The sequence below is a fragment of the Vicinamibacterales bacterium genome (assembly GCA_036504215.1).
Taxonomy (GTDB): Bacteria; Acidobacteriota; Vicinamibacteria; order Vicinamibacterales; family Fen-181; genus FEN-299.
The window spans coordinates 192460-218643 of the sequence record DASXVO010000035.1; the positions used below are offsets into that span (position 1 = coordinate 192460).

A 26184-nucleotide genomic window follows, 5' to 3' on the forward strand; every position below is an offset into this window, starting at 1 on the left:
CCCTACAACTGCCCGTGCCCTCCGTAGAGTTCCCCGGCCTCGACGCGGACGGGCAGTTGGTTCTGTTTCGGCGGCAGCGGGCAGGTGGCGAACTCGGTGAACGCGCACGGCGGGTTCTCCGCCTTGTTGAAATCGAGAGCCACACGGCCGTTCTGCGGAAGGTCGGCGTAGAGGAATCGGCCGGCTGGGTATGTGGTATCGCCGCTCGTCCGATCCTTGAAGTTGAAGAAGAGTCGACGGCCCTGGCCAATCGGGTCGAGCCGGTAGTCCCGGCCGTCGAGGGTGAACACGACCGCGCCCGGGCTCGCCTGAGATTCGACCTGGCCGAGCACGTTCACGATCGGCAGCATCTTCGGCGGCTGGTACGGCTCGAACCGCGCAGAAATCCGCCACGTCTCCCGGGTCGGATACCATCGTTCGTCGGTAAAGGCCAGCCGTGCGGGGCTTTGCCGGTCACGCACGCGAATCCCGAACCGATCGCCGCGCTCGATGAGCGTCAGGCTCAGGGTACCGATCGTCAGGCGGTCCGACGGCCGCTCCGTGTCCGGGCGCAGGCGGCTGGCGCCCGGCGCGGGCTGTCCGTTGATCTGCACCGGGTGACCGGGAGCCGGCTCGAACGTCACCCGCCCCGCACTCAGCGTGAAGACACCGAGGCTGGCGGGCGCGTCGGCGGGCAGCCTGACCGCCGAGCCGGGCGCGCTGCCGGCGCGGTTCGCGCCGTCGTGCAGCCATTCAAGTCCCACCACCGTCAGCCAGCCATCGTCGGCCTTCAGATCCGCCTGGTGACGATCCCGCCACTGTTGGATCAGCTCGACGTACGAAGCCGCGGGCTGGAAACCGGCGAGCGTGGCGGCGAGTGAAGCGAGCGCCATCGCCCACGCGAGTGCAGCGCGAGGTCTCAGCACGATGCCTCCTTCTCGGTCGGCCGCCGCAGGATGCCGTAACGCAACATATCCGAGACCTCTGCAATCAACTGATCTGAGCTTCGTCCGAAGTGGTTCGGGACGCCGAACACGATTTCAATCGAGAAGTAGTGCAGGAACATCCGGCTGACCAGCATCACCGCTGCGACCGGGGAGACGCCGGGGCGGAGTTTCTCGTCGAGGCGGAGGTGATCGCGATGATGCACGAGAAACGACTCGTAGCGGTGCGCCATGTCCTTGTAGAACTTGCGGATGTGCTTGCCGTCGAACTCGACAACGTCCACGTAGATCAACGCGACGTGCTGGCGCCACTGCTGGACGCTTTCGCGGGAAGCGTTTCCGACTTCCTCGAGGTTGTCGGGAAACGCACCCGAGGCGAGCGCCCGGTTGACCGGGAACTCCGGACTGGCAATCGCCTCCCAGTACTGGTCCAGGAGTTGATGGAAGATCGTCTCCTTTTCCTTGAAGTGGTGATAGACGTTCCCGGTCGAGACGCCAGCCGCCTCGGCGATGTCGCGGACGGTTGTCGCCCGATATCCCTGGTGCGAAAAGAGCCTCAGCGCGGCCTCCAGAATCTGGGCCCGGCTCTTCTGCGTGCGTTCTTCCTGGTTCATGCTTCGCCTTCAGTGCCGACAATCTCGAACTCGAGCGTGTGCGCGCGGGCAAAGGCCGCAAGCTGCCCGAAGAAGACGTCGGACCGTTCGAGATGGACGCAATGTCCACACCGGTCGACGATCTCGAACCGGGTGTGCGGGAGGATTCTACCGATCTTCTGCTGGACCTGCACGGGAATCGCACGGTCCTCGGCGCCCGCCATGATCAGAGTCGGCGTCCGGATCGCGGCGTACTCGGGCAGCCGCAGGTCGAGGTCGGCAAACAGCGGAATCTGGGCCTCCGTCAGCCGGATCAGACTGTGTCTCGCGTCCTTGTAGCGATCGTAGAAGCGCTGCCGCATCGGTTCGAGCGCGGCGTACGACTCGGTGGCGAACGACTCGCCGAAGATCTTCTCGTACAGGTAGTGCGTGTAGACCTCGAACAACTCCAGGCTGCCGCGATAGAAGCGAAGCGAGAGATCCTGGTACATCTGGAACAGGGTCTCGTGGCTCAGCAGGGTGCCCGAGATCGTCAGCGTGTGGAGGCGGTGCTGATTTCGACGCGCGAACTCCAGCGCGACGAAGCCCCCGTACGAGATGCCCATCAGGTGCAGACGGTCGATGCCCAGGTGGTCGAGAATCATCGCCAGGTAGTCGCCCAGGCGCGGGATCGCGCACGGCGCATCTTCGGCTGACGACTGGCCCTGGCCGGGGTAGTCGAAGAGCACGATGTCGAACTCGGGCATCAGACGCGGCAGGAAGGAACTCCAGGCCCGCGTGTGCATGGCGAGACCGTTCAGCAGGCAGACCGTCTCGCGCCGGCCGGTGCCGAAGCGTTCCCAGTGGATTCGGCACCCGTCCACGTCGAGATGTCCCGATCGATCCGGCGCTGGTGTGGTAGTGGTTGGCATGGCTGTTCAATCGAGCGCCAGTCCTCGGAGTCGCTGAAGGGGGGGCGGCACACCGTGGACGGAGGACGGAGGATGGAGAACGGAACACGCAGAGCAGGAGGCGAGGGGGGCGCGGCGTCCCGGATCCCCGTCCACGTGTTCCGCTCACCACGGGTGCATCAGCATCCGGCTAGTCGGCGCGAGTCAGGACGGTGCACACCGAGGCGCAGATTGGGCCGCCAATGTTGAACGTCGCCGCCGCGTGCGGGTTCGCCACCTGCAGCTCCTTCGCCACCTTGCCCAGGAGCTGCTGCGCCGACCATCCGACCATGGCGATGCCGGTGGCGCCGATGGGATGGCCCTTGGCGATCAGCCCGCCCGACGTGTTGATCCCGCACTCGCCGGACGGGGCCGCCTTGCCGTCCACCCAGTACCGCGCGCCCTGGCCCGGCTCCGCCTTGCCGATGACCTCGGTGCCGATCGCCGCCATGACCGTGAAGCAGTCGTGGACCTCGGCGACGTTGACGTCGGCCGGTTTCACGCCCGCCATCGTGTACGCCTTCTGCATCGCGCGACGCGCGCCGGCAGGATGCAGTACGTCCCGCCCCGCCTTCTTGAGCGGGTCGGTTGCCTGCGCGTAGCCCGCCAGTCGCACCGTGTCCGCCCTCTTCACGCCGAGGCGCGCAAGTCCTTCGTCCGTGGCGAGGATGAGCGCGGCGTAGCCGTCGGTGATCTGCGAGCAATCGTAGGTCTTCAGCGGCAGCCCTTCGACGACATAGCGATTGATCCCCTCGATCTTCATCGCCTGCTCGAGCGTGATCTGGACCTTCTGCATCTGCGCGCACGGGTTGTACTTTGCGTTGGCGTACTCCGCCACCGCAATCTGCGCGAGGTCCGCCTCCGGCACCCCCCAGTGCTTCATGTAGGCGTCCATCACCTCGGCGAAGAGATGCGGAAAGACGAATACCTTCCCCTCGCGTTCCTCGGGGTGCGAGAAGTAGCCGAGCGCTTCGCCAATCAGCTTGCCGTCCATCTTGCCCGCGGCGTCGCGCATCTTCTCGTACCCGATGGCCACTCCGACCTCGCCGTCGCCGGCCAGCAGTTTGTAGATCACCGACAGGATGGCCTGTCCGCCCGAGGCGCAGGCGTTCTCGACCGACTCGATCGGCTTGCCTTCCAGGCCGGGCACCATCGCGACCAGGCCGGCCAGCAGGCCCTGCCGGTTCAGCGACATGTTGCACGTCGCGCCGACCGAGCCGACGTCGATCGAGGCTGCCTCGACGCCGATCTCGCGGCACGCGCCCGTCACCGCCTGAGTGATGATCTCCGGCACGGTCATGCCGAGCAGCTTTCCGAACTTCGACTGGTGGTACGCAGCGATATAGACTGGCTTTGGCATGGCACTCTCCAGGTTTCGAGTACAGCGAACCGCGGGCCAGCGGGGCGTCGGCCCGGCGGACGAACGGATCACCGGAGCCGTCGGTGAGCGGTCAGGTACTGGTCGCGAAGTTCTCCCTTGATCACCTTACCGTACGCCGTTCGAGGAAGCGACTCGACCGCGACAAAGGCCTTCGGGATCTTGTACCGGGCCAGACGACCCTCGAGGAACGACGTCAGTTCGCCGTCACTCGGCGCCGGCGAGGTCCGGCTCACCACGAACGCAATGCCAGCCTCTCCCCACACGTCGTGCGGGACGCCCACCACAGCCGCGTCGGCGACGGCCGGGTGGAGCAGGAGAGCGGCCTCGATCTCGGCAGGGTAGACGTTGACGCCACCCGAGATGAGCATGTCCTTCTTGCGCCCGGCGATGGTGAAGAATCCCTCGTCGTCGCGCTTGGCGAGGTCGCCCGTGTGGAACCAGCGGTCTCCGTCGAGCGCTGCCGCCGTCGCGTCCGGGTTGTTCCAGTAGCCGTTGCAGACGTGCGGACCGCGCAGCAGCAACTCGCCGACCTCGCCGACGCCGACCTCGGCCCCGTCGCCATCGACCAGTCGCGCCTCGGTGAACATCATCGGCTTGCCCACCGAACCGGCTTTCCGAACGGAGTCCGCGACCGTCATCGCGAAGCAGTTCACTCCCACCTCGGTCAGCCCGTAGCCTTGCTTGAAGACGACGCCGCGCGCCTGATACGCCTCGATGATGTGCAGCGGAAGCGGCGCCCCGCCGCTGATGAGATAGCGAACCCGTTCGAGGTTGACGGTCCGGAACTGCGGCGCCTCCATCAGGATCCTGAAGATGGTCGGGACCCCCAGCACGACGGTGCATCCTTCGCGTTCGATCGTGTCCCACACCTCGGCCGGGTCGAATCCCTCGTGCAGGACGACGGTGCCGCCGATCGCCAGCACGGGCAGCAGGAACGCACCGAGGCCGCCGGCGTGGTAGAGCGGCGTGAACACCGGCGTCACGTCGTCATCGCGCAGTTGCCAGGACACCGCGGTGTTGTATCCGTTCCAGGCGACCATTCGGTGCGGGATGATGACGCCCTTCGGGTATCCCGTGGTTCCGCTCGTGTAGAGCAGGCAGCAGGTGTCCTCGGGCCGGCAGGGCGGGAGCCCCGCAGCCGGCTCGCGAACGCCGTCGGCCAGGTCGGCGTACTGCGCGGATCCGGATCCGGTCCCCGGGTCGAGCGCGATCCAGAGTTCGGTCTGGACGAGCGCGGCGAGCTCGGTGACCACCGGTGCATGCGGCATGTCGTAGAACACGGCTCGCGGCTGACAGTCCCGGAGGATGAAGGCGAGTTCGCGCGCGGTCAGGCGCGTGCCGAGCGGAACGATCACGATGCCGGATTTGACGGCTCCGAAGAACAGGTCCAGGAACTCGAGGCGGTTGCCGGAGAGCAGCGCGACGCGATCGCCGCGGCGAAGGCCGAGCACGTGCCGGAGGACCTCGGCGCACCGAGCCGCGCGCTGGTTGAGTGCTTCGTATGACCATCGTCCCCCGGTCCGGAGATCGACGAGCGCGAGCTTGTCCGGCGTGAGCCGCGCCCGCTCTCCGACGAGGTCAGCGTGCAGCATCGAGAACCTCTGGGGCGGGACGGCGCAGGAGTTCGGCGAGCGCCTCGTTGAACCGGTCCGGCGCGTCGCGGTGGGGGGTGTGGCCGCAGCCGGCGAGCACAGTCATCCGCGCCGCGGGCAGCTCGGCGATCATCCGCGCGGCGTAGCCGAGCGGGAAGACCTGGTCCTGATCGCCCCACAGCAGGTCCACCGGCACCCGCACCTCGTGCAACCGGCCTTCGAGGACGAATGCATCCATCTGGTCGGCAGTCGCGCTCAGGCGTCCGAGCGGGCCGTGCCGGCACACGCGAATGAGATCGTCGATGACGAAGTTCGGCGCCCTCGCTGCGCGGGCCCCCATCAGCGCGCCGATGGTCTTGCGTGCTTCCTCGCGGGTCTGTGGCGTGAACGTGATGTCGGTCCGCTCGCCGCGCAGCGCTCCACCGTTGACGAGCACCACCCGAGAGACCATCTCTGGGTGGCGGAGCGCCAGCAGCAGCGCAACCCAGGCGCCGAGCGAGTTGCCGACGAGTACCGCGCGGTCCGCGCCGAGGAGTATTCGGAGTGCCGCCTCCACGCCGTCGACGATGACGCCCACGGAGAGCGGCCCGCTCCGGGGATCGCTGTCGCCGTGCCCTGGGAGGTCCAGTGCGATGACACGATGGGTGGGGAGAAACGGGGCCACCGTCCGCGACCACGTGCCGGCCTGGTCGCCGGCGCCGTGCAGCAGCACCAGCGCGGGGCCGGACCCGCCGCGCCAGGCGGTCTCGGCGCCAATTCGCGTGATGACGGTCTCTCGCCGCAGCCCTGCCCGGGTCAGCGCGCGGCGGGACGACCATCCGTAGAGTGCGAGGGGGCGCCGGCGGATCGCGGCCATCGCCGCGGCCGCCAGCGCGCCCAGGCCGACCAGGACCGCGATGAGAAGCGCAGACATGACGGGTCAGAATCCGTTTGCGATCAGTCTGTTAGGTTCCAGCCACGAAGCCGCCGTCCACCGAGATCACCGCGCCGTGCACGTAGCTGGCGGCGTCGGATGCCAACCAGACGTACGCGTCGGCGATCTCCTCGGGATTGCCGATCCGCCCGACCGGCACCTTGCTGACCATCGCGGCGAGCACCTTCTCGGGCATCTGCTTGACCATCTCGGTCGCGATGAAGCCGGGCGCCACCGCATTGACGCGAATCCTGTGGCGGCCCAACTCGCGCGCCCACGTCCGCGTCATCCCGATGACGCCGGCCTTCGTCGCCACGTAGTTGGTCTGTCCGAAATTGCCGTAGATCCCGACGACCGACGAGGCGTTCAGGACCACGCCGCCGCCCGCCGTGATCATGTGCGGCACCACCGCGCGCGTGCAGATGAACGGGCCCTTGAGGTTCACGTCGATGACGGACTGGAACTGGTCGTCACTCATCTGGCCGGTGAGCGCCCCGTCCTTCCATTTCACGAGCATGCCGTCCCGGAGGATGCCCGCGTTGTTCACGAGAACGTCCACGCGGCCCCAGGCGGCGACCGTTTCCTCCACCGCCCGCTGAACGTCCGCCGAATCGGTCACGTCGACCTTGCGGAACACCGCCTCACCGCCCGCGGACGTGAGTTCGCTCACGACCGCGGCCGCCTGGCCGTCCGCGACGTCCCACGCCGCGATCCTGGCGCCTTCCTGTGCGAAACGGCGCGCCGTGGCGCGGCCGATGCCCGCCGCCGCACCCGTCACGATCACGACCTTGCCCTTCAACCCGGTTTCGATGCTCACAGTCGTCTCCTTGGCTTCACCAACGGAATGCGCAGGCGGCCTGGTTGTAGCCGACGCCGGACCCGACGAAGACCACGAGATCACCTCGCTTGATCTTCCCAAGCTCGAGTACGTCGTCCAGGGCCATGGGGATGCACGCCGAGCCAGTGTAGCCCCACTTGTCCATGATCGTGTGCGTCCGTTCGAGCGGGATGCCCAGGTCCCGCATCACCAGCTCGATCGACGCCTTGCGCACCTGCGTGAACAACAGGAAGTCGATGTCCCGGAGTTCGAATCCGCCCTCGCAGGCGACCTTCCGAACCAGACGCGGCCAGCCCTCGTGGTTGATTTCCGGGGGATACCGCTCGACAAAGAGCACCCTGGTGCGCCCGGCGCGCACGCTTTCCTCAGTGGCGGGTTCTGCGGTGCCACCCGAGAAGATCGCCCAGTGCTTGGCGTACGCACCATCGGCGATGAATGCGGCGTTCAGGAATCCCGGTTCCGGACTCGCCTGGAGCACCGCGGCGCCGGCTCCGTCGCCGTAGAAGAAGCCCATCGGGTCCGCCGGGCTCGACAGCTTGTGCATCAGATACACGCCGACCACGAGCACGGTCTTGATCGCCGGGTTGGTGGCGACGAGCCCCGCGGCCGTCGCGAGCCCGGTCGGGAAGGACGCGCACGCGCAGCCGATGTCGAACGTTCCGGCGTTCTTGGCGCCCAGCTTGTGCTGGAGCACCACCGAGGTGGCGGGAGTGATGTAGTCGGGGGAATCCGTCCCCACGATGACCATGTCGACATCCATCGGATCCAGATCGGCGCGTTCGAGCGCCTGCCTGGCCGCCGGGAGGGCGACGTCGGACGTCGCCCAGTCCTCCGGCGCGTGCCAGCGCGTGAGGATGCCGCTGCTGGCTTCCATCTTGTCCACGAACTCCGGCAGGTGCGCGAAGCGCCGTCGCAGTTCGTCGTTGGTCACCTCGATCTCCGGCAGGTACCGGCCCGTGGCGACCAAGCGCGCGTAGCGTGGCTGGAGAGCCATCAGAACGACCACCTCACCCCGAGCTGGATCTCGCGGCTCGGCAGCGTCGCCGAGTACTTGCCATGGTTCGGGTTCGTCACGTACGCCGTCGCGGGATTCGTCAGCGTCGGGCCGTTGGTGTAGAGCGCCCCGTCGATCGACGCGATGTTGTAGTTCACCGTGTTGAACAGGTTGAAGGCTTCCGCGATGAACTCGACGCTGTTCCGTCCCGGGAGCTTGAATCCCTTCGTGAAGCGCAGGCTCACCTGGCTGAACGAATCGCCGACCATCGTGAACCGGCCGACGCCCGTCGGCCGATCGGAGTTCTTCCCGTCCCCGTTGTAGTCGTAGCCCAGGCGTTTGGTCCACGGCTGGCCGGAGCCGTACTCGATGATCGGCGCGAGGCTCATCCCGTAGGGCAGGCGGACAACGCTCGTGATGACCAGGCGGTGGCGCTCGTCGCTGCGGCTGCGGCCGTACTCCCCCTCGAGGTTGAACGGATCGTTCGGGTATCCGGTCGGGAACTCGGGCGAGAAGTCGTCGCTGATGTTCTTCTTGCTCGCCAGCGTGTAGGAGGCCGTGATGAGGTGTCCACCCTTGATCGTTCCGCTGACGCTCGCCACCCAGGCGAGATACGTCGAGTGGCCGTCGTTGGTGTAGACGTTCATCTGGTTGTAATTCGTATTGAGCCGCACGCCTCTGTAGTTCGTGTTGCCCGGCCAGTTCTTGTCGGTCAGCGCGATCTCGTCGTATCCGTGGACGTAGACGAACTCGGTGTCGAGGAACAAGCCGGTCTTCCCGAGACGGCTCGTCCAGCCCGCCGTCATCTGCGCCGACTGAGGCGCGACGTAGTCCTGGCTCAGCAGCGCGATGTCGAATTTCTGCGGCCAGCCCGTGTGCGCCGGATCCGATGGGCTGAGCCAGAGGGAGGCCGGCAGGCCGAAGAGCGCGCCGTTGTACCGAGACTGCGTGATGCGGCCCGTCAGGCCGTTCTGCTGGATCTCGGTGTGCGTCGGCACCAGCAGGAAGCGGCCGGTGAACAGGCCGCCGCCGCCACGGATGACGTTCTGTCCCGTGCCACCGATGTCCCAGGTGAACGATCCGCGCGGCTGCAGGTTGTTGACGTCACGCTTGCGCGCCGAGGTCAAGCCGGCCGTCGGCTGCGTGAAGCCAGGGTTGTTGCCATTGGTGTCGAGGTCGTACCTGAGACCGAGGTTCACCTTCACGTTCGAACGCACAGCCCAGTCGTCCTGGATGAACCCGGCCAGACGATGCGTGGTGATGTTCGAATCGGCCGACCCGGTGCCGCCGACGTACGCGAGCGGCAGCGCGCGCGTATCCGTCAGGTACAGCATCAGGCCGAACGGATAGGAGTTGAACAGGAAGCGATCCTTCACGACCTGCCACCCGCCGCCAACCTTGATGTCGTGCGCGCCGGTCTTGGTGTCCTTGTGCATCGTGAAGGTGTCGCGGAACTCCGCGTAGGTGCCCTCGCCTGTCAGACCCTCGTAGATGCTGCCGCCGGTCTGCAGCGTGTTGCCGCTCGAGAACCACTCGGCCATCTTGCCGGGGCTGTTCGCGGGCTCGACGTACTTGCGGCTCGCGACCTGAACATAGAACTGATTCAGGCGGTTGTTACCACCCACCCACGTGTGTTCGGCGTTCAGGTTGTAGTTGTCCCGATTGAGCTGCAAGCCCTGCGACTGGTCGGCCACGCCGCCCACGCGGAAATTGTCCTGCCGATAACGTTCGTACACGAACTTGGTCGCGAGGCGCTGGCTGTTCGAGATCTGGTGGTCGACGCGCAGGAAGGCGAGCGACTGCCTGGTGGGCAGACCGAGATCCGCGGCAAGACTCTTGTAGCTGCCCTGCGGGCGGAACAGCGTGACGTTGTCCTCGTTGATTTGCTCGAAGGCCCCGAAGTAGTGCGTGCGGTCCTTGACGAGCGGCCCGCCGATGGCGCCGCCGACCTGCTGGCGGGAGAATGCCGGCTTGGCCTGCTCGAGCTCGCCCTTCGAGCGGAGGGACTTGTCCCGGAAGAAGCCGAAGAGCTTGCCGGAGATCTGGTTGGTCCCAGAGCGCGTGACGATCGACAGGGCGCCGCCAGCCGATCCGCCGATCTCCGAATCGAACCGGTTGGCAATCACGCGGAACTCGCGAATCGCGTCCTGGCTGAACCTGGTGGTGGCGAGGCCGAGTGCCGGGTCGGTGAAATCGACGCCGTCCACGAGGATCGTCGCGTTGCTGGCATTGCCGCCCGCACCGATGACCGGGCCGCCGGTGACGAAGCGGAACGCGCCCCGCTCACGCTGCACCGTGGGCGCGATGAACGAGAGGCGCTGGAAGTCGCGGTCGGCCACCGGCAAGGTGTCGATCTGTTCGGGGACGATGTTGGTGGAGGAGTCGAGCTTGTGTACGTCCACGACGGGAGCCGTGGCGGTGACGGTGACCGTCTCGGTCAGCCTGGCCTGCATCGTCGCGTTGAGGACGACGGTCTGTCCGACGCGAACGACGACGCCCTTCTGGACGAGCGAATTGAAGCCCTGGAGTTCGAAGGTGACATCGTACTTGCCGGGGGGCAGGGCGGGCACGCGCACGAGCCCGTTGGTGCCGGTCACGGTCGTGGTTTCAAAGCCGGTGTCGGGGTTGTTCACGCGCACCGTGACGCCGGGAAGCGGCAGGTTGGTGTTGTCGAGGACGACGGCTTCGATAACCGCGCTGTTCACTTGGGCGTCCGCCGGAATGGGAACGAGCGCGAAGAGCAGCACGAGCCCCAGCAACAGGCGGAGGCACGGCGAGAAGTGGAACAGCGGTCGCTTCGGCATGACTTCCTCCCGGGCACAGGGTGCCCGCAGTGTAACGATCCGGCAGGACGCGCGGAACCTGACGTGAGGATAAAACAATACCGAACGCTCGATATGTTTTCGCCACCGACAAGATACCCGGGACGCTGCGGTGCGTCAAGAGGGAAACGAGTCGACAACGACGGGGACGAGGACGTTACACGACCAGCAACTCTTCGAACTCGGGAATCTCTTCCTTGATGGCCATCTCGACGCCCATGAACAGCGTCATCTGGGCACTTGGGCAGCCCACGCAGTTGCCGGTGAGACGGACCTTGGCCTTGTTGTCCACGACGTCCACCAACTCGATATCACCACCGTCGCCCTGGATGAGGGGACGGATCCGTTCGATGACGGCCTGCACGCGTTCGCGTGAAATCATGCCAGCTCCACTGATACGGGAAAGGGAAGACCCAGTACCACCAGTATAACCCCGTCGCACCCGCCGGTCGGCTTGCGGCGTGCCGAGCGTACATCTGGTAAGATGACACCAGATCCAGACTACATGTCCAACGCCCCATTTGCCATAGATTCAGTTGTCGTCGGTCGGAGTGCGCGCATGCGCGCCGTGTTCGACTTCGTCAGGGTGATTGCGGACAGTGACAGCAGCGTCCTCGTCACAGGGGAGACGGGCACCGGGAAGGAACTGGTCGCCAACCTGATCCACCAGTCCAGCTCCCGCCGCCACAAGCCGTTCGTTCCCATCAGCTGCGCGATCCTGTCCGAGACGCTGATCGAGTCGGAGCTCTTCGGTCACGAACGTGGAGCCTTCACGGGCGCCATCAAGGATCGTCCCGGCCGCTTCGAGCTCGCGCAGGGGGGGACGATCTTCCTCGACGACGTGGATGACGTGCCCCTGTCGATGCAGGTGAAGCTGCTGCGGGTGCTGCAGCAGCGGGTGATCGAACGGCTCGGCGGCACCAAGCAGATTCCGGTGGACGTCCGCGTGATCACCGGCAGCAAACGCGACCTCCGCACGCTGGTCGCCGAGGGAAAGTTCCGCGACGACCTCTTCTACCGCCTCAACGTGATACCGGTGAATCTCCCCCCGCTCCGCGAACGGCGGGAGGACGTGCCAATCCTCGTCGACCACTTCGTGAAGCGCTACTTCCGGCAGCGCGGAGAGGAGCCGAGGAGCATCTCGCCGGCGGTCCTGCAGGCGTTCATGCGGTACCCGTGGCCTGGAAACGTGCGGGAACTGGAGAACGCCTGCGAGCGGATTGCCCAGACCTGCACCTGTGACACGGTACGCCTCGGCTGCGTCCCGGTGAGTGTGTTGTTTCACAAGTACGCCGAGGACCATCAGCCGATCCTGGAGACGCACGCGCACCCGTCAGCGGTGTCGCTGGACGACCGGCTGCGCGAGGTCGAGTCGAATCTGATCAGCTGGGCGTTGAAGGTGAGCGGCGGGAACAAATCGAAGGCGGCCGAGCTTCTCAGTATCAAGCGCTCGACGCTCGGCGACCGCATCAAGAAGCTCGATCTGACCCACCTCGAAGCGGGCGAGTAGCGGACGCGGCCGGCCCGCGATCAGGCCGGCTCGTCCCGTAGAAGCAGCCCCCGAAGTCCTTCCATGAACAGCCGGTCGCCGTCCGCGTGGGGCGCGTAGAGCTCGAGCAGCGGCACGGCCACGCGCCGCATGACGTGTCCGGCCAGCATCGGGTCGCCAGACCGCAGGATGCCCGCACGTTCCGCCCGCTCGAACACGCGGAACACACCCTTCAGAAAGCTCGTGTGCAAGGCGCCGAGATCGCCGAGCGGGATGTCCTGCGCCTTGTCCGCAATCCGGAGGGCGTCAGGGAAGGTGTGCCAGAGCTCGAGGTAGAGCTCGAGCAGACGATCGATGCTCTCCCTTGCGTCCAGACGGCCGAGCGCCGCCGTCTTCCGGACCGCCGTCTTCAGCACCGGTTCGATGATGGCGTGGAGCAGCGCGTCCTTCGTGCGAAAGTGACTGTAGAGCGTGCCGCGAGCGACGTCCGCCGCCTCGGCGATCTCGTCGAGGCGCACAGCGTCCGGTCCGGCTTCCGCGAAACACCGGCCTGCGCACGCCATGATGCGCTGTCGCGCCTCGGCCCGGCGCCTCTGAACGCGCGGGCGAGCGGAGGGGCGTGGATCTTGACTTTTTGAATGCATCATGTCAACAATGAACTCACGAGTTCATGTTTGAACTCTCGACAGCAGTGTACCACAACGGGCGGAGGAATCCGTGAGCAAGACCGCTCGGCGTTGGCTGGCAGGCGGGATCCCCATCCTGGTGGCCTGTACCGCGGCCGGGCTGTGGCTGACACGGCCCGCCACAATCCTCGTCGTCCCCGTGAAGCGCCAGGCGCTCACGCAGACCCTGGTCGTCAGCGGACGGGTCATGCCGCCGGTCCGCGTGAACATCGGGTCAGTGGTGGCGGGCAGGGTGGCCCAGCGCCTCGTCGAGGAGGGGCGGCGCGTGCGGTCGGGGGAGGTCCTGCTCCGCCTCGACGAGGCGGAAGCGCACGCCACGTTCGACCAGGGACGGGCAGCGTCTCGCCAGGCGGCCGCTCGGATCGAGCAGCTCCGGAGTGTGTTGCTGCCGGTGGCATCCGAGGCGCTCCTCCAGGCGAAGATCACGCTCGACGGGGCCGAGCGCGAACTGAAGCGACTTCGAGCGCTCGACGAATCGGGCATCGTGACCGCCGTGCAGCTCGAGGATGCGAAGAAAGCCGTCGAGATCGCGAGGAGCCAGGTCCAGACAACGAGTGTCCAACAGGCCGGGAGTGGCCCGAGCGGGGCGGAGGATCGCGCCGCGCGGGCCGCGCTCGACCAGGCTCGCGCCGCCGAAGCGCTCGCCGAGACCAGGCTGTCGCAGTTCCTCATCCGGGCGCCCGCCGATGGCGTCATCATCGCGCGCAGCGTCGAGGCCGGCGATGTCGTCCAGGCGGGGCAAACCCTGCTGGTGCTGGCCGTGGACGGCCCGACATGGCTCACCATCGACCCTGACGAGAAGAACCTCGCCGCGATTTCGATGGGGCAGCAGGCGCTCGCGTCGGCCGATGCCTATCCAGGTCAGACGTTTCCTGCGACGGTCAGCTTCATGGGCGCCGCCGTGGATCCGCAGCGCGGGACGCTGGAGGTCAGGCTGACCGTGCCGTCGCCGCCGGCGACGCTTCGTCCCGACATGACCGTGTCGGTCGAACTGCAGGCCGGGCGGCGTGATGAGGCGCTGGTGGTGCCCTCCGACTGCGTACGCGACGTCACGGGCCGTGCCCCGTGGGTGCTGGCGCTCGCGGGCGGCCGCGTGGAGCGGCGTGCCGTCCGGATCGGACTGCGCGGCGACACCCTGATCGAAATCCTCAGCGGCGTCGGTGACGGCGAACTGGTCATCCCGGCATCCGCGGGTGTGCCGGAGCCGGGAACGCGTCTATCCGGTGTGCGGTCGGGGAGGTGAGTATGCCGTTCGAATGGATGGTCGCTATCCGCTACCTTCGCGAGGGTCGGACGCAGTCGCTGCTGATCCTGGCCGGCGTCGCGGTCGGGGTCGGCGTGATCGTCTTCCTGTCCGCGCTCATCAGCGGACTCCAGGTGAGCCTGATCGAACGCACGCTCGGAACTCAAGCCCACATCGTGCTGCGCCGCGCCGACGAAATGCCTCGCGCGCTGCTCGCTCGCGACGGGACGACAGGCGTCACCGCCTACACGGAGCGCCCCGCGCAGCGACTGCGATCGATCCTCCAGTGGCAGCAGATGTTGGAGACGATTGGCGCGGTGCCCGGCGTTTCAGCGCGTACTCCCACCGTGACGGGCTCCGCGTTCGCGCGGCAAGGGACCGCCAACCGAGCGATTCTCGTCCGCGGGATCGATCCCGGTGGCTTTCAGCGGATCATCGATGTCCGTTCCAGGCTCACGACCGGGCGATTCGATGTGTCCGGAACGGACGCGGTCATTGGCACGGAGCTGGCGAACGCCCTGGGCCTGACCGTGGGCGACAAGCTGCGCCTCAGTGCGGCCGATGATCGGACCGAGGTGTACACCGTCCGCGGCATCTTCGACATTGGCAACAAGGACGCCAACGAGCGCTGGGTGTTCGTGTCGCTGCGATCCGCGCAGACGCTGCTCGATCTGGTCGGCGGTGTCTCGACGATCGAGGTCAAGGTGGCTGAGATCTTCACGGCGGAGGACATTGCCGGGCAGTTGACCGCGCGGACCGGCCTCGAGGCCGACAGCTGGATGAAGACGAACACGCAACTGCTCGTCGGTCTCCGATCGCAGAGCAGCTCGAGCTACATGATCCAGACGTTCGTCATCATCGCCGTCGCGCTCGGCATCGCGAGCGTCCTCGTCGTGTCGGTTGTGCAGAAGTCGCGCGAGATCGGCATCCTGAAAGCGATGGGGACGCCTACCCGCCGCATCATCCGCGTCTTCCTCATCGAAGGCGCGGTCGTGGGCCTGGCCGGGTCGATCCTGGGCGTCGCCCTTGGGGCCGGGCTCGCGATCTTCTTCGCCGGCCTGGTCACAAATCCCGACGGATCGCCGACGTTTCCCGTCGATCTCACGCTCGCCCTGTTCCTGCGCGCGTCGGCCGTCGCGACGGTGACCGGGATCGTGGCGGCCGCGGCGCCTGCGCACCGGGCGGCGCGTCTCGACCCCGTCCAGGTGATCCGCTATGGATAGTCCTCTGCTCCGGCTCGAAGGCGTGGTCAAGGAGTACGGCGAACGCGTCGTCACCCGGGTGCTCCACGGCATTTCGTTCTCGCTCGCCGCGGGCGATTTCACGGCGCTGATAGGCCCCTCGGGGTCCGGCAAGAGCACGCTGCTCCATCTCCTGGGCCTGCTGGATCGGCCGACCGCCGGCAGGATCTTCCTCCGCGAATGTGATACGGGACAGCTGGGATCGCGCGCGCTCGGGCGGTTCCGTGGTCACACGATCGGGTTCGTGTTCCAGTTCCATCACCTGCTGCCGGCGTTCACGGCGGCCGAGAACGTGATGATGCCGCTGCTCGCCGACCGAGGCCGGCCCGACGACGAGATGCGGCAGCGAGCCCGGCACCTGCTCGAACGTGTGGGCCTTGGCGACCGGCTGGAGGATCGCGTCACGGACCTCTCGGGCGGGCAGCAGCAGCGCGTCGCAGTCGCGCGATCGCTGGCGATGAACCCCGCGCTCGTCCTCGCCGACGAGCCGACCGGTAATCTCGATACCCAGAGCGGGAACCAGGTTTTCGAGCTGCTCCGTCAGTTCAACCGGGAACAGGGGACGGCGTTCCTGATCGTCACCCACGACTCCCGTCTTGCCGAGCGCTGCGACCGGGTGATCGAGCTCGTGGACGGGCGGATCAGGAGTGACCGTGAGGTGCCGCACGCGCCGGCCAGCCCTGCGTCCTGACAAGCTCAGCGGTGACGAGAGATCGGCGAGCTGTGCCGGATATGCCGGATTTCCGCGAGCTCATCCGGCATAATCCTCAGAAACGCCAACAAAAACGCCTGATGCTCTTCGGGTGATCTGGCACCCGGGTTGCTCCCTCACTCGTTTGTGCCAACGCTGACAGAAGTGGCCCCACCGTCTCAAACGCTGCCCGCCATGCAGGTGCGGGTGGTCGGTCCAGATGCCGCGTGCCTGACGCCGACCGACCTTCGGCGGCTGTTCCGCGGTCGCCGCCTCACGCCGGCCCGCCGGCAACGCCTCGCGGATTCCGGCCGCGTGGTGGCCACCTATGGGTCCCGCGTCGTCGGTGTGGCGGCCTACGATCGCGCCGACGGCGAGCTTCGCGTGCACGAGTTCGGTGTGGACGGCTCGGCATCGTGTGCGCTCGATCAGATTGCCGCTACGCTGCTCGACGCGCTCGAAATCGCCTGCCTGGCTGGAGGCGGTCGGCGCCTCGTCCTCCTGCCTCGAGCGGCGGTCGCCGGGCCACTCCTCCGCAGCCGCGGGTACGTCACCATCGCGGAAGGCTGCGCCGGCAGCTGGTTCGAGAAGACCTTCCCCGCGTAGGTGCCCCGTTGCCCCCACCGCACATGCCCGGCGTTCGTTCGGGACCAGTCTCGCGGAACAGGTGATCAGCGAGGATTGGGTTCGATGGCCGCCCCGCCGGCGCCGAACGCACGGGCGGTCAGGCCGGCCGCGCAGGCGCGGCGCGAGATTTCCTCGAGCCGTGCGGGCGGAATCGCCTGCAGGTACGGCCAGGCCGGCGCGCGGTCGATTGAGTAGATCTGCACGGCCATCGGATGGAGCGCCTGCAGCGTCCCGATCCAGAGGGCGACCGCCAGGTCGCTGGCGTTGTCGATGCGTCCGAGCCGGTCGCGCACGAACATCGCCTGGACCGTGAACGGCTTCAGGCGGCCAAGACCGGCGACGATCTGATCGAGCGGGATCTGGGCGGCGTTGATGCGGCGCAGGATGGTCGGCTCGCCGGCATCCAGCTTCATGTAGCGCTCGTCCAGCGCGTTCAATGCACCGACGACGCCAGGAAGGTCGAGCGTGCTCGAATTCGACAGGGCGGCGAGGGGCAGGCCGGGAGCGACGGCGTCACGCGTGGCCAGCAGGTCGCGCACGACGGCAGGGAACTGAGGGTGCAGCGTGGGCTCGCCGTTGCCGGCGAGCGTCAGGCGGTCGATCGGGTCACCTGCGGCCAGCAGCCGCTTCAGCCGCAGGGTCACGGCCTTCACGACGGCCGCGGACGACGGCCAGGGTTCGGTCGATTCGCGCCCGTCCCGGACGATGGACTTCGTCCAGCCGTACTGGCAATAGGTGCAGTTGAACGTACAGAGCTTCGTATGCCGCGGCAAAATGTTGATGCCGAGGGAGTAACCGAGGCGCCGCGAACGGACTGGACCGTAGACGAGACCTTCCTGGAGCGGTAGCATGACTCTCTGTCATCTTCGCAAGTTCGGGGCCGGTTGGGAAGGTTGATCTTTGTGCCACGTCCATTCCTGTCAGGTCTCCGGGGGCGTCTGCTCCTTCTTGTGTCTTTGGCGGTGGTGCCGGCGTTTGCCCTGACGATCTACACGGGCGTCCGCGATCATCAGCGACAACTCGCCGAGGTGGCCGAGGACTCGGTCCGCCTGGCGCGGATCGTCGCGAACGACCAGGAACGGATCATCGATGGCACCCGCCAAATCCTGTCCGACCTGGCGGGCGTGGCCGAGGTGCGCACGGGAGACCCGTCGAAGAGCCGGACGTTCTTCGCGCTGCTGATGAAACAGTACCGCGGGTACGCCAGCTTCTCGGTCATGGCGCCGGACGGGCGCGTGCTCGTCAGTCTCCCTGCGGCGGACGAGCCGATGAACTTCTCGGATCGCCCGTGGTTCCAGCGGGCGCTCTCCACGCGCGACTTCTCGGTCGGCGAATACCAGGTCGGGCAACTCACGGGAAAGCGCGTGCTGGTGGCAGCCTGGCCGGCTGCGGACGACTCCGGGCGCGTCGTGTCGATCATCACCGCCGCTCTCGACATCACCTGGCTCAACCAGATTGCCGCGACCGCCCAGCTGCCTCCGGGCGCCGTCCTCGTCCTCGTCGACCGACAGGGTGTGGTCGTCGCCCGACACCCCGACCTGCCCGGGACGCTCGGCCGGGGCCTGCCGGACTCCGCGCTGATGGCGCGGCTCGCGGCGCAGGACGAAGGCACCATCGACCTGACCGGCGCGGACGGCATGCCGCGCACCTACGCGTTCACACCGATTCGCGGGCGGGTCGATACCGGGCTTCGCCTGGCCATCGGCATCCCGCACGACATCGCGTACGGCGCGATCGACCGGCTCCAGCGCCGCCATTTGATGGGGCTGGTGATGGTCATGGTGCTCACGCTGGTCGCGTCATGGTTCGGCGCCGAGCGGTTCGTGCTGCGCCGCGTGTCGGTGCTGCTCGACGCGACACGCAAGCTCGCAGCCGGGGATCGCGCCGCCCGCACGGCGCAGCCATACTCCCACAGCGAACTGGGCGATCTCGCGCGGGCCTTCGACGACATGGCGGGCGCTCTCGAGGCACGCCAGGCCGAGCGCGACCGCGCCGAGAACTCGTTGCGCGAGAGCGAGGCGCGGTTCCGCGGGTTCATGGACAACAGCCCGGTCATCGCATTCGTGAGAGACGACGCCGGCGGCATCGTCTATGCGAACGCGACGCTCGAACGGTACTTCGGTCTGCAGCCGGGCGAGTGGCGGGGCTGGGTTGCGGATCGTTTCTGGTCCCCCGAGTCGGCTGCGCGGTTCCACGCGGAGGCCCTGCGGGTCGTCTCCACCGGCGAGATGCAGCAGTCAGTGGACGACGTCGTGCTCTCCGACGGCCGGCGCCGCTACTGGCTGGCGGTGACATTTCCGCTTGTCGATGGCCAGGGGCGCGGCCTGCTCGGGACGATGTCGCTCGACCTGACCGAGTGGCGCGAGATCCAGGAGGCGTTGGGACGCTCCGAGCGGCGCTACACCCAGTTGGTGGAACAGGCCACCGACGCGATCGTCATGACGGACGAGCGATACCGCTTCGTCGCGGTGAACTCGGCGACCTGCCGGCTGACCGGCTACTCGCGCGAGGAACTGCTGCAGCGGTCCATCATCGACATGCTGGACCCGGCGGAGCTTGCATCCACGCCGCTGCGACTGGACGAGTTGCGGCAGGGGCAGGATGTGGTGTCGGAGCGGCGCCTGCGTGGCAAGGACGGTCGGGTGCTCTACACGGAGGTCAGCGTCCGGAAGCTCGAGGGCGGAGGGATTCAGGCCGTCGTGCGCGACGTTGGCGGTCGCCGTGCCGCGGAGTTGGCCCTGCGTGAGAGCGAGGAGCGGTTCCGCCTGCTCTACCAGTACCTGCCGCTTGCGTATCAGTCGCTCGGCGAAGACGGGACCCTCGTGCTCGTCAACGATGCGTGGACGGCGCTGACCGGGTTCCGACGGGAGGACGCGTGCGGCCGTCAGTTCGTGGACATGCTGGTCTCGGAGAGCCGCGGGGTGTTCCGGGACCAGTTCCTCCGTGACATCCAGTCGGGCGAGGCCCACAACCTCGAAGTCACGCTTGCCTGTCCGGGCGATCGCCAGGTCACGGTCTCGGTCGACGCGCGCCTCGGACGCGATGCGCAGGGACGCCTCCGGACGCATTGCATCCTCCACGACGTGACCGCCGCACACGAGGCCGAAGCGCGCATTCGCGAGAGCGAAGAGCGCTATCGGACGCTCTTCGACGACAGTCCCGTGTCGCTGTGGGAGGAGGACTTCTCGGGGATCAAGCGTCATATCGAGCGATTGGGCGCGCTCGGCGTGGCCGACCTCGACGAGCACCTCAGGACGCACCCGGAGGAACTGGCGGATTGTGTCGAGTCGGTGCGGGTGGTCGACGTGAACCGTGCGACGCTGGCGCTCTACGGGGCCGAGAACAAGTCACAGGTGCTCGCCGGGCTGGACCGCATCGTCGGGCAGGACGGGCACGACGTCTTCCGCCGATCGATCGTCGCGCTGGCCAATGGCGAGCGGTCGTGGGCGAGCCAGGGTGTGAACTACACGCTCGACGGCGACCCCATTTCGGTGGCGCTGGAGTGGTCGCTTGCGCCGGGTGCCGAGACGACGTGGTCGCGAGTCCTGGTGTCGGCCACCGACGTGACCGAACGCACGCGGGCTGAGGCCGCCTTGCGCGAATCGGAAGCGCGCTTCGAGCGCGTGTTCCGATCGGCGCCGGAAATCATGGGGATCAGCACGCGCTCGGACGGTCGCTGCTTCGACGTCAACGACGCCTTCGTCCGTGAGTTGGGCTACTCGCGTGAGGAGGCGGTGGGCCGAACGTTCGAGGAGCTCAACCTGTGGGTCGCCCCGGTCACCCGAGACGGCATGCTGCGGCTGCTCGACGAACACGGCGTGCTGCACAACCTGGAGGTCCGCCTGCGCCGGCGGTCTGGCGCATACCTGGATGCCATGCTCTCGATCGTCCCCCTGTCGATGGGCGGAGAAGACTGCCTGCTGGTGCATGGGGTGGACGTCACCGCCTGGCGGCGTGCGGAACAGGAACTCCGCGAGAGCCAGCGTGTGCTGGCGACACTGATGAGCAACCTGCCCGGCATGGCGTACCAGTGCTGCCTGGATCCCGAATGGACGATGCTGTTGGTCAGCGAAGGGTGTCGCGAACTGACCGGGTACGAGCCGAGCGACCTCGTCGGGAATCACACCGTTTCGTACGGCAGCCTGATCCACGAAGACGACCGCGAGATGGTGGAGACGGGGGTCAGGCAGGCGGTCGCCGAGGGTCGGCCCTTTCGTCTCACCTATCGCCTGATCACGGCCGGCGGCAAGACGCGCTGGGTGTGGGAGCAGGGACGGGCGGCGCAGTCGTCTGACAGCGAGGCCATCACGCTGGAAGGCTTCATCGCCGATGTGACCGACCGCAAGCGGGCCGAAGACGAACTTCATGAGAGCGCCGAGCAACTGCGCCAGGCCCAGAAGATGGAGGCGGTCGGCCGCCTGGCGGGCGGCATCGCACACGATTTCAACAACCTCCTGACCGCCATCCTCGGCTACTCGGATCTGATCCTCAACCGGCTCGCGCCGGACGATCCGATGGCCGCGCGCGTCGAGGAAATCAGGCGCGCGGGCGAGCGGGCGGCGAGCCTGACACGCAAGCTGCTGGCGTTCGGTCGCAAGCAGGTGCTCGCGCCGAAGGTGCTCGCGCTCGACGCCGTGCTGGAGGAATTGGCGCCGATGCTCCGTCGCCTGATTGGCGAGGATCTCGAGTTGCGCGTGGTCACCGGCGGCGCGGGCAACGTCAAGGTCGATCCGACGCAGATGGAACAGGTGGTGATGAACCTGATCGTCAACGCCCGCGACGCGATGCCGCGCGGCGGGACGGTGACCATCGAGACGGCGTCGGCCGATCTCAGCGCCCAGGACGTGCAGGATCGTCCGGGAGTCGAGCCGGGCCCGTTTGCCACCTTCAGCATGACCGACACCGGCATCGGGATGGACGCGACGACGGCGGCGCGGCTGTTCGAGCCGTTCTTCACGACCAAGGGCCAGGGGAAGGGCACGGGCCTTGGGCTCTCAACGGTATACGGCATCGTTCAGCAGAGTGGCGGATTCGTCACGGTGCACACCGCCCTTGGGAGCGGAACGACCTTCCGTATCTGGCTGCCGCGCGTGGACGACGCGGCCAGCGAGGCGCCGGCCGCCCGCACGCTCGTCGAGACAGTGTCCGGCACCGAGACGATTCTGGTCGTCGAGGACGAGGAGGCCGTGCGTCGCCTGATCCGTGCAACCCTCGAACGTCTCGGCTACAGCGTGGTCGAGGCGACGGATGGGGAGGCGGCGCTGCAGGTCTGGGAGGAGCAGGGGGCGCGGGTCCACCTCGTGATCACCGATGTCGTCATGCCCCACATGGACGGGCCAGCGTTCGTCGAGCGCATCCGGCAGTCTCGTCCGGATATTCCCGTGCTCTATCTCTCGGGATACGCGGACGACGCACTGCTGAGGCGAGGTGGAATGGCGCCAGGCACGCCCTTCCTGCAGAAGCCCTTCAGTTCGGCGGCGCTGGCGCGCCTCGTGCGGAAGGTGCTCGACCGTGCCCGGGCCTAGCCCGCATCACTCATGGATGGCGCCCAGGATGCGATAGACTTGTCAGCGACCTGGAACATGGCGCGGGCAGCACCGTCGACCCGCCTGAAACCGTGTACAGAGGGGCGGAAGGACCATGGCTCTCAACGCGTGCGAGCTCGAGATTGACCTGTTCTGTCGGGGGATCCGGATTCCGGGCGACATACCGCTGGACGGCGCGCGGGGCATCTCCCGCACGCGGGCCGGACTGGGGTCCGGCTTGGAGATCGTCATCCCCGGCGGGAGTTGGATGAAGGACCGCATCTGGGTCAACGTGCCGGTCCAGGAGTCGTTCGCGCAACAGTCGCCGTACGTGCTCGAAGGGTCTCCGCGTGACGGGTATCGGGTGCGCGACGAGCGCAGCCAGACACGATACGACATCGAGATTCCGCCCGAACCGGTGTGGTATGCACGCACGACGACGCGCGGGATCCCGATGAACCGCGTCGGCGTGCTGCAGGGGACGTACCTCGGGATCTACATCAACAACGTCTGCGCCTTCTGGAACTACTCACCGTCGCTGAACTGCCGGTTCTGCACGACAGGAACCAACGTCGGCGAGCATGAGGTCGTGGACAAGGCGGTCGAGGACGTCGTCGAGGTCGCGCGCGCCGCGCGCGAAGAATCGGGCGTCACGTTCGTGCACCTGAACGCCGGCTTCCAGGGAAGCCGCGGCGTGCAGTTCGCCGAGCCGTACATCACGGCGCTGAAGGAGCGGGTGGGCACGCTCGTCGGGGCGCAACTTGCGCCTCAGAAGGACCGGTCGCAATACGATCGCCTCATCGGTCTCGGCGTCGACCACCTGTCGTTCTGCCTCGAGTTCATCGATCCCGCGTGGTTCGCGAAGCTCTGCCCGGGGAAGGAGCGGGTGCTCGGTCAGCAGGTCTTCTTCGACGCGATCGAGTACTGCGCCAGACAGATGCCGAAGGGCGCGGTATCTGGCGAGATCATCGCCGGCGTGGAGCCGATCGAGCAGACACTGAAGGGCATCGACTGGATCGCCGACCACGGCGCGTTTCCCACCGTGTGCATTTTTCGGCCGACGGTCGGGTCGGACATGGAGACGTGGGCCTCGCCTGGTTACGAGGACATGCGGCGCGTGATGGAGCACATGTACCAGGCGTGCCGCCGCAACTGGATACCCATCGGCGCCGCGCCGAACATCGAGGTCAGCATCGTCGTGAACCCTGACGACGCGGCCATGCTGGCGCCGAGGACGGCGGGCTTCTTCGCCTTCGAGGCGTTTCGACGCGCGATTCGCGTTGCCGCCCGTCCGGCGTTTGCCCGGCGGATGCGTCCCGGGCCTCGACGAGATCCCGGCGGGGACGGCGAGATCCCGCAAGGATCGAGCAAGCCACAGCCGTCTGGGGATGCAGCACACGAGTGATTTACGTGTATTTCCACCGATGACCCGCGTGGCATCCGCCTTGCGATCTTGAATTGCGTTCGTCGGTGTTGCCGATCGGGTTCAGGCGTATGCGGATGGGGGCCCGCATGCATCTGGCTCGGACGGCAGCACCGGCTTCTCCCCGCCAGTTGTCCCCGGTTTCCGCCGACCTATGATCGATCGAGAAAAGGTCCTCGCTGTCCTCCACAAACGGTTCCCAGGTTCGACCACGGACCAGGTGGCCGCCGCGGCCAATGCCATCGTCGGCCTCGACGACGAGTGGGAGGATGTGACTGGCCACGAGCCGGAGTTGGGCTATCACTTTTCGGTGCAGTGCAGCGAGATCTGTTATCTGGCCGAGGAGGCCCGGCGGGGCGCCCAGTTTCTCGTCTTCCGCCGACGAACGTTGGACGTCGAATAGGTCCGCCGCCGACCCTGCCCACGGACTTTCTTTTTGCGGCTCCCTGGCCTATACTCTGGGGCATCATCTCTCAGCCTGGACTTCCGATGGGTAGTCGGCTGCTATGCCGGCTTCCCGGCATCCCAGACGTAGAAGTGCCGCCCCCCCGCAAATCCATCGGTCGGACGTGCGGTTTCTCCTGAGTTTCGACCAGCTCCAGGCTGGCACTTGGTTTGCGTTCAGAGGACTTTGAGACGAGCACCTAGTGGTCCTCGTCAGAGCTTGCTCGCGGAAGCGAGAATCTGTGCCCGGTGAGGTCGCGCGTTTGTATCCACTATAGACCTGCCGCGGCCGGTCAGCCCATGAAACGGCCGGTCGTGTCGAGCTGCATTACTTCATCCTTCCAGACCCTTTTTCCACAGGGCGGCCGCACCGGGCAACAGGTTGGGCAGGACAAGGGGGCCGCCGCACGGCCCCGTCTGATTCGTGCAGGTCCGAGGGTCGAAGGCTCCATTTTCAGCACGCTGAGCGATCGCCGATTGCGTCTTGGCGGCAGCGCCGTTTACAATGCGGGCTCTCACACTGCATTTGGACCCGGGGCCTCCGGCTGGCCCGTATGAGGCGTAACTGCCGCGACGATTGAACTCATGACACTGACGCGTTCCCTCCCGGCATTCGTGCTGACGGCTTGGTGTCTGGCCGCCTGGCCTGCGCTGGCGCAGAAACCCACGACAGCGGTTGCGCCAAAGGCTCCGACCAACGACGACTGTCTGGCGTGTCATGGCGACGCGTCTGCGACCGGCGCGAATGGCCGGTCGGTCGCGGTGGCTCCCGAGAAATACAGCGCGTCGATCCACGGACAGGGTGGACAGGCGTGCGTGGACTGCCACCGGGACCTCGCCACCGCCACGGAGTTTCCGCATGCCGAGAAACTGGCGCCCGTCGACTGCGCGACGTGCCACGGGGACTCGGCCGCGAAGTACGACACGAGCGTCCACGCCGGGGCGCGGCGGGCGTCAGCCCAGAGCGTGGCCGCGGCGTGCAAGGACTGCCACGGGACGCACGAGATCCGCGCGTCGAAGGACCCTGATTCGTCCACGTATCACCTGAATCTCCCCGCGACGTGCGGACGCTGCCACGGCAACGCCGACGTCATCAAGCGCGGCAAGATTGCGATCGGCAACGTGATGGTGCAGTTCCAGGACAGCATCCACGGCCGGGCGTTGAGCAGGAGCGGCCTGATGGTCGCGCCCGACTGCAAGGACTGCCACAGCGCCCACGACATCAAGCGCAAGAGCGATCCGAGCAGTTCGGTGTACCGGACGACCGTGCCGGCCACGTGCGGCAAGTGCCACGAGGGCGTGCAGCGCCTCTACCAGGCTGGCGTCCACGCCGCGGCCGTCGCGAAGGGCAATCCGATCGCCCCGGTCTGCGTGACCTGCCACACGGCGCACAACATCCAGCGGGCCGAAGGCGCGTCGTGGAAGCAGCAGGCGTTGCTCGAGTGCGGATCGTGCCACGCCGAGTCGGTACGGACCTACCGCGACACGTTCCACGGTCAGCAGACGCAACTCGGGTACATGCGCGTCGCGGCCTGCGCCGACTGTCATGGTGCGCACGACATTTTCCCCAAGGCCGATGCCCGCTCCACCGTTTCTGCGGCCCGCATCGTCGGCACGTGCAGGAGGTGCCACGCGCAGGTGAGCGCCAGCTTCGCGAAGTACGATCCGCACGCCGACCGTCACAACCGCATGCGAAATCCGCTGTTGTTCTGGGCTGCGCGATTCATGGAGGCGCTGCTGATCGGCGTCTTCGGCTTCTTCGGAATCCACACCGCGCTCTGGGCCTCGCGCTCGGTCCGCAGCCATCACGCCCGCACGCAGGAGTAGCCC

At 67.0% G+C, this 26184-nt stretch carries 21 protein-coding genes; 9 read left to right on the forward strand and 12 right to left on the reverse strand.

Annotation, left to right across the window (positions count from 1 at the left end):
- Positions 1–2: 2 nt before the first annotated feature.
- From VGK32_09495 to VGK32_09540, 10 genes are all read right to left on the reverse strand, one after another.
- Complete coding sequence (locus VGK32_09495; protein HEY3381989.1) at positions 3–905, reverse strand: DUF1684 domain-containing protein; 903 nt, start codon at positions 903–905, stop codon at positions 3–5.
- Entirely contained in the window at positions 899–1537 is a 639-nt protein-coding gene (locus VGK32_09500; protein ID HEY3381990.1) for a TetR/AcrR family transcriptional regulator, read from the reverse strand. The genes VGK32_09495 and VGK32_09500 overlap by 7 nt, the downstream gene beginning before the upstream one ends.
- The gene (locus VGK32_09505) at positions 1534–2427 is read right to left on the reverse strand and encodes an alpha/beta hydrolase (protein HEY3381991.1); all 894 of its coding nucleotides are present in this window, start codon (positions 2425–2427) and stop codon (positions 1534–1536) included. Before VGK32_09505 ends, VGK32_09500 begins: the two co-directional genes overlap by 4 nt.
- 169 nt (positions 2428–2596) lie before the next feature.
- Positions 2597–3805, reverse strand: coding sequence for a thiolase family protein (locus tag VGK32_09510; GenBank protein ID HEY3381992.1), 1209 nt, complete (start codon positions 3803–3805; stop codon positions 2597–2599).
- Positions 3806–3873: 68 nt separating this feature from the next.
- The gene (locus tag VGK32_09515; protein HEY3381993.1) at positions 3874–5418 is read right to left on the reverse strand and encodes an AMP-binding protein; all 1545 of its coding nucleotides are present in this window, start codon (positions 5416–5418) and stop codon (positions 3874–3876) included.
- Positions 5405–6331, reverse strand: coding sequence for an alpha/beta fold hydrolase (locus VGK32_09520; GenBank protein ID HEY3381994.1), 927 nt, complete (start codon positions 6329–6331; stop codon positions 5405–5407). The genes VGK32_09515 and VGK32_09520 overlap by 14 nt, the downstream gene beginning before the upstream one ends.
- Before the next feature lie 31 nt (positions 6332–6362).
- Entirely contained in the window at positions 6363–7148 is a 786-nt protein-coding gene (fabG, locus tag VGK32_09525) for a 3-oxoacyl-ACP reductase FabG (protein ID HEY3381995.1), read from the reverse strand.
- Between the two features lie 16 nt (positions 7149–7164).
- The gene (locus VGK32_09530) at positions 7165–8163 is read right to left on the reverse strand and encodes a ketoacyl-ACP synthase III (protein HEY3381996.1); all 999 of its coding nucleotides are present in this window, start codon (positions 8161–8163) and stop codon (positions 7165–7167) included.
- Complete coding sequence (locus tag VGK32_09535) at positions 8163–10967, reverse strand: TonB-dependent receptor (GenBank protein ID HEY3381997.1); 2805 nt, start codon at positions 10965–10967, stop codon at positions 8163–8165. The genes VGK32_09530 and VGK32_09535 overlap by 1 nt, the downstream gene beginning before the upstream one ends.
- 175 nt (positions 10968–11142) lie before the next feature.
- Complete coding sequence (locus VGK32_09540) at positions 11143–11367, reverse strand: NifU family protein (GenBank protein HEY3381998.1); 225 nt, start codon at positions 11365–11367, stop codon at positions 11143–11145.
- Positions 11368–11490: 123 nt separating this feature from the next.
- Here VGK32_09540 and VGK32_09545 point away from each other — a divergent pair, with 123 nt between their 5' ends.
- Positions 11491–12495: a sigma-54 dependent transcriptional regulator gene (locus VGK32_09545; protein ID HEY3381999.1), complete on the forward strand. Its 1005-nt coding sequence runs from the start codon at positions 11491–11493 to the stop codon at positions 12493–12495.
- A 20-nt stretch (positions 12496–12515) separates the two neighbouring features.
- Here VGK32_09545 and VGK32_09550 read toward each other — a convergent pair whose 3' ends face one another.
- Positions 12516–13121 carry a TetR/AcrR family transcriptional regulator gene (locus VGK32_09550; protein ID HEY3382000.1) on the reverse strand — a complete coding sequence of 202 codons (606 nt, stop codon included), beginning with the start codon at positions 13119–13121 and terminating at the stop codon, positions 12516–12518.
- A gap of 70 nt (positions 13122–13191) precedes the next feature.
- Between VGK32_09550 and VGK32_09555 the strand changes: the two genes are divergently transcribed.
- The 4 genes from VGK32_09555 (at position 13192) to VGK32_09570 (ending at position 16941) form a co-directional block, all read left to right on the forward strand.
- Positions 13192–14403 carry an efflux RND transporter periplasmic adaptor subunit gene (locus VGK32_09555; GenBank protein ID HEY3382001.1) on the forward strand — a complete coding sequence of 404 codons (1212 nt, stop codon included), beginning with the start codon at positions 13192–13194 and terminating at the stop codon, positions 14401–14403.
- Between the two features lie 2 nt (positions 14404–14405).
- Positions 14406–15626 (forward strand): FtsX-like permease family protein, encoded by a 1221-nt coding sequence (locus tag VGK32_09560; protein ID HEY3382002.1) that lies wholly within the window; start codon positions 14406–14408, stop codon positions 15624–15626.
- The gene (locus VGK32_09565) at positions 15619–16335 is read left to right on the forward strand and encodes an ABC transporter ATP-binding protein (protein HEY3382003.1); all 717 of its coding nucleotides are present in this window, start codon (positions 15619–15621) and stop codon (positions 16333–16335) included. Before VGK32_09560 ends, VGK32_09565 begins: the two co-directional genes overlap by 8 nt.
- Positions 16336–16542: 207 nt before the next feature.
- On the forward strand, positions 16543–16941 hold the full coding sequence (locus VGK32_09570) for a hypothetical protein (protein ID HEY3382004.1): 399 nt from the start codon (positions 16543–16545) through the stop codon (positions 16939–16941).
- Between the two features lie 65 nt (positions 16942–17006).
- Here the strand turns inward: VGK32_09570 and VGK32_09575 are convergent, their stop codons facing one another.
- Positions 17007–17813, reverse strand: a complete 807-nt coding sequence (locus VGK32_09575) for a radical SAM protein (protein HEY3382005.1) — start codon at positions 17811–17813, stop codon at positions 17007–17009.
- A gap of 51 nt (positions 17814–17864) precedes the next feature.
- Here VGK32_09575 and VGK32_09580 point away from each other — a divergent pair, with 51 nt between their 5' ends.
- The 4 genes from VGK32_09580 (at position 17865) to VGK32_09595 (ending at position 26181) form a co-directional block, all read left to right on the forward strand.
- Positions 17865–22487 carry a PAS domain S-box protein gene (locus tag VGK32_09580; protein HEY3382006.1) on the forward strand — a complete coding sequence of 1541 codons (4623 nt, stop codon included), beginning with the start codon at positions 17865–17867 and terminating at the stop codon, positions 22485–22487.
- Between the two features lie 115 nt (positions 22488–22602).
- Positions 22603–23892 (forward strand): radical SAM protein, encoded by a 1290-nt coding sequence (locus VGK32_09585; GenBank protein ID HEY3382007.1) that lies wholly within the window; start codon positions 22603–22605, stop codon positions 23890–23892.
- A gap of 172 nt (positions 23893–24064) precedes the next feature.
- Positions 24065–24313: a hypothetical protein gene (locus tag VGK32_09590; protein HEY3382008.1), complete on the forward strand. Its 249-nt coding sequence runs from the start codon at positions 24065–24067 to the stop codon at positions 24311–24313.
- A gap of 626 nt (positions 24314–24939) precedes the next feature.
- Positions 24940–26181 (forward strand): cytochrome c3 family protein, encoded by a 1242-nt coding sequence (locus VGK32_09595; GenBank protein ID HEY3382009.1) that lies wholly within the window; start codon positions 24940–24942, stop codon positions 26179–26181.
- Positions 26182–26184 lie beyond the last annotated feature (3 nt).

Bases quoted from the DNA above. Each gene is read 5' to 3' on its own strand.
- VGK32_09500 (HEY3381990.1), bottom strand. From the start codon at position 1,537: ATGAACCAGGAAGAACGCACGCAGAAGAGCCGGGCCCAGATTCTGGAG.
- VGK32_09505 (HEY3381991.1), bottom strand. From the start codon at position 2,427: ATGCCAACCACTACCACACCAGCGCCGGATCGATCGGGACATCTCGAC.
- VGK32_09510 (HEY3381992.1), bottom strand. From the start codon at position 3,805: ATGCCAAAGCCAGTCTATATCGCTGCGTACCACCAGTCGAAGTTCGGA.
- VGK32_09515 (HEY3381993.1), bottom strand. From the start codon at position 5,418: ATGCTGCACGCTGACCTCGTCGGAGAGCGGGCGCGGCTCACGCCGGAC.
- VGK32_09520 (HEY3381994.1), bottom strand. From the start codon at position 6,331: ATGTCTGCGCTTCTCATCGCGGTCCTGGTCGGCCTGGGCGCGCTGGCG.
- VGK32_09530 (HEY3381996.1), bottom strand. From the start codon at position 8,163: ATGGCTCTCCAGCCACGCTACGCGCGCTTGGTCGCCACGGGCCGGTAC.
- VGK32_09535 (HEY3381997.1), bottom strand. From the start codon at position 10,967: ATGCCGAAGCGACCGCTGTTCCACTTCTCGCCGTGCCTCCGCCTGTTG.
- VGK32_09540 (HEY3381998.1), bottom strand. From the start codon at position 11,367: ATGATTTCACGCGAACGCGTGCAGGCCGTCATCGAACGGATCCGTCCC.
- VGK32_09545 (HEY3381999.1), top strand. From the start codon at position 11,491: ATGTCCAACGCCCCATTTGCCATAGATTCAGTTGTCGTCGGTCGGAGT.
- VGK32_09550 (HEY3382000.1), bottom strand. From the start codon at position 13,121: ATGATGCATTCAAAAAGTCAAGATCCACGCCCCTCCGCTCGCCCGCGC.
- VGK32_09560 (HEY3382002.1), top strand. From the start codon at position 14,406: ATGCCGTTCGAATGGATGGTCGCTATCCGCTACCTTCGCGAGGGTCGG.
- VGK32_09565 (HEY3382003.1), top strand. From the start codon at position 15,619: ATGGATAGTCCTCTGCTCCGGCTCGAAGGCGTGGTCAAGGAGTACGGC.
- VGK32_09575 (HEY3382005.1), bottom strand. From the start codon at position 17,813: ATGCTACCGCTCCAGGAAGGTCTCGTCTACGGTCCAGTCCGTTCGCGG.
- VGK32_09585 (HEY3382007.1), top strand. From the start codon at position 22,603: ATGGCTCTCAACGCGTGCGAGCTCGAGATTGACCTGTTCTGTCGGGGG.
- VGK32_09590 (HEY3382008.1), top strand. From the start codon at position 24,065: ATGATCGATCGAGAAAAGGTCCTCGCTGTCCTCCACAAACGGTTCCCA.
- VGK32_09595 (HEY3382009.1), top strand. From the start codon at position 24,940: ATGACACTGACGCGTTCCCTCCCGGCATTCGTGCTGACGGCTTGGTGT.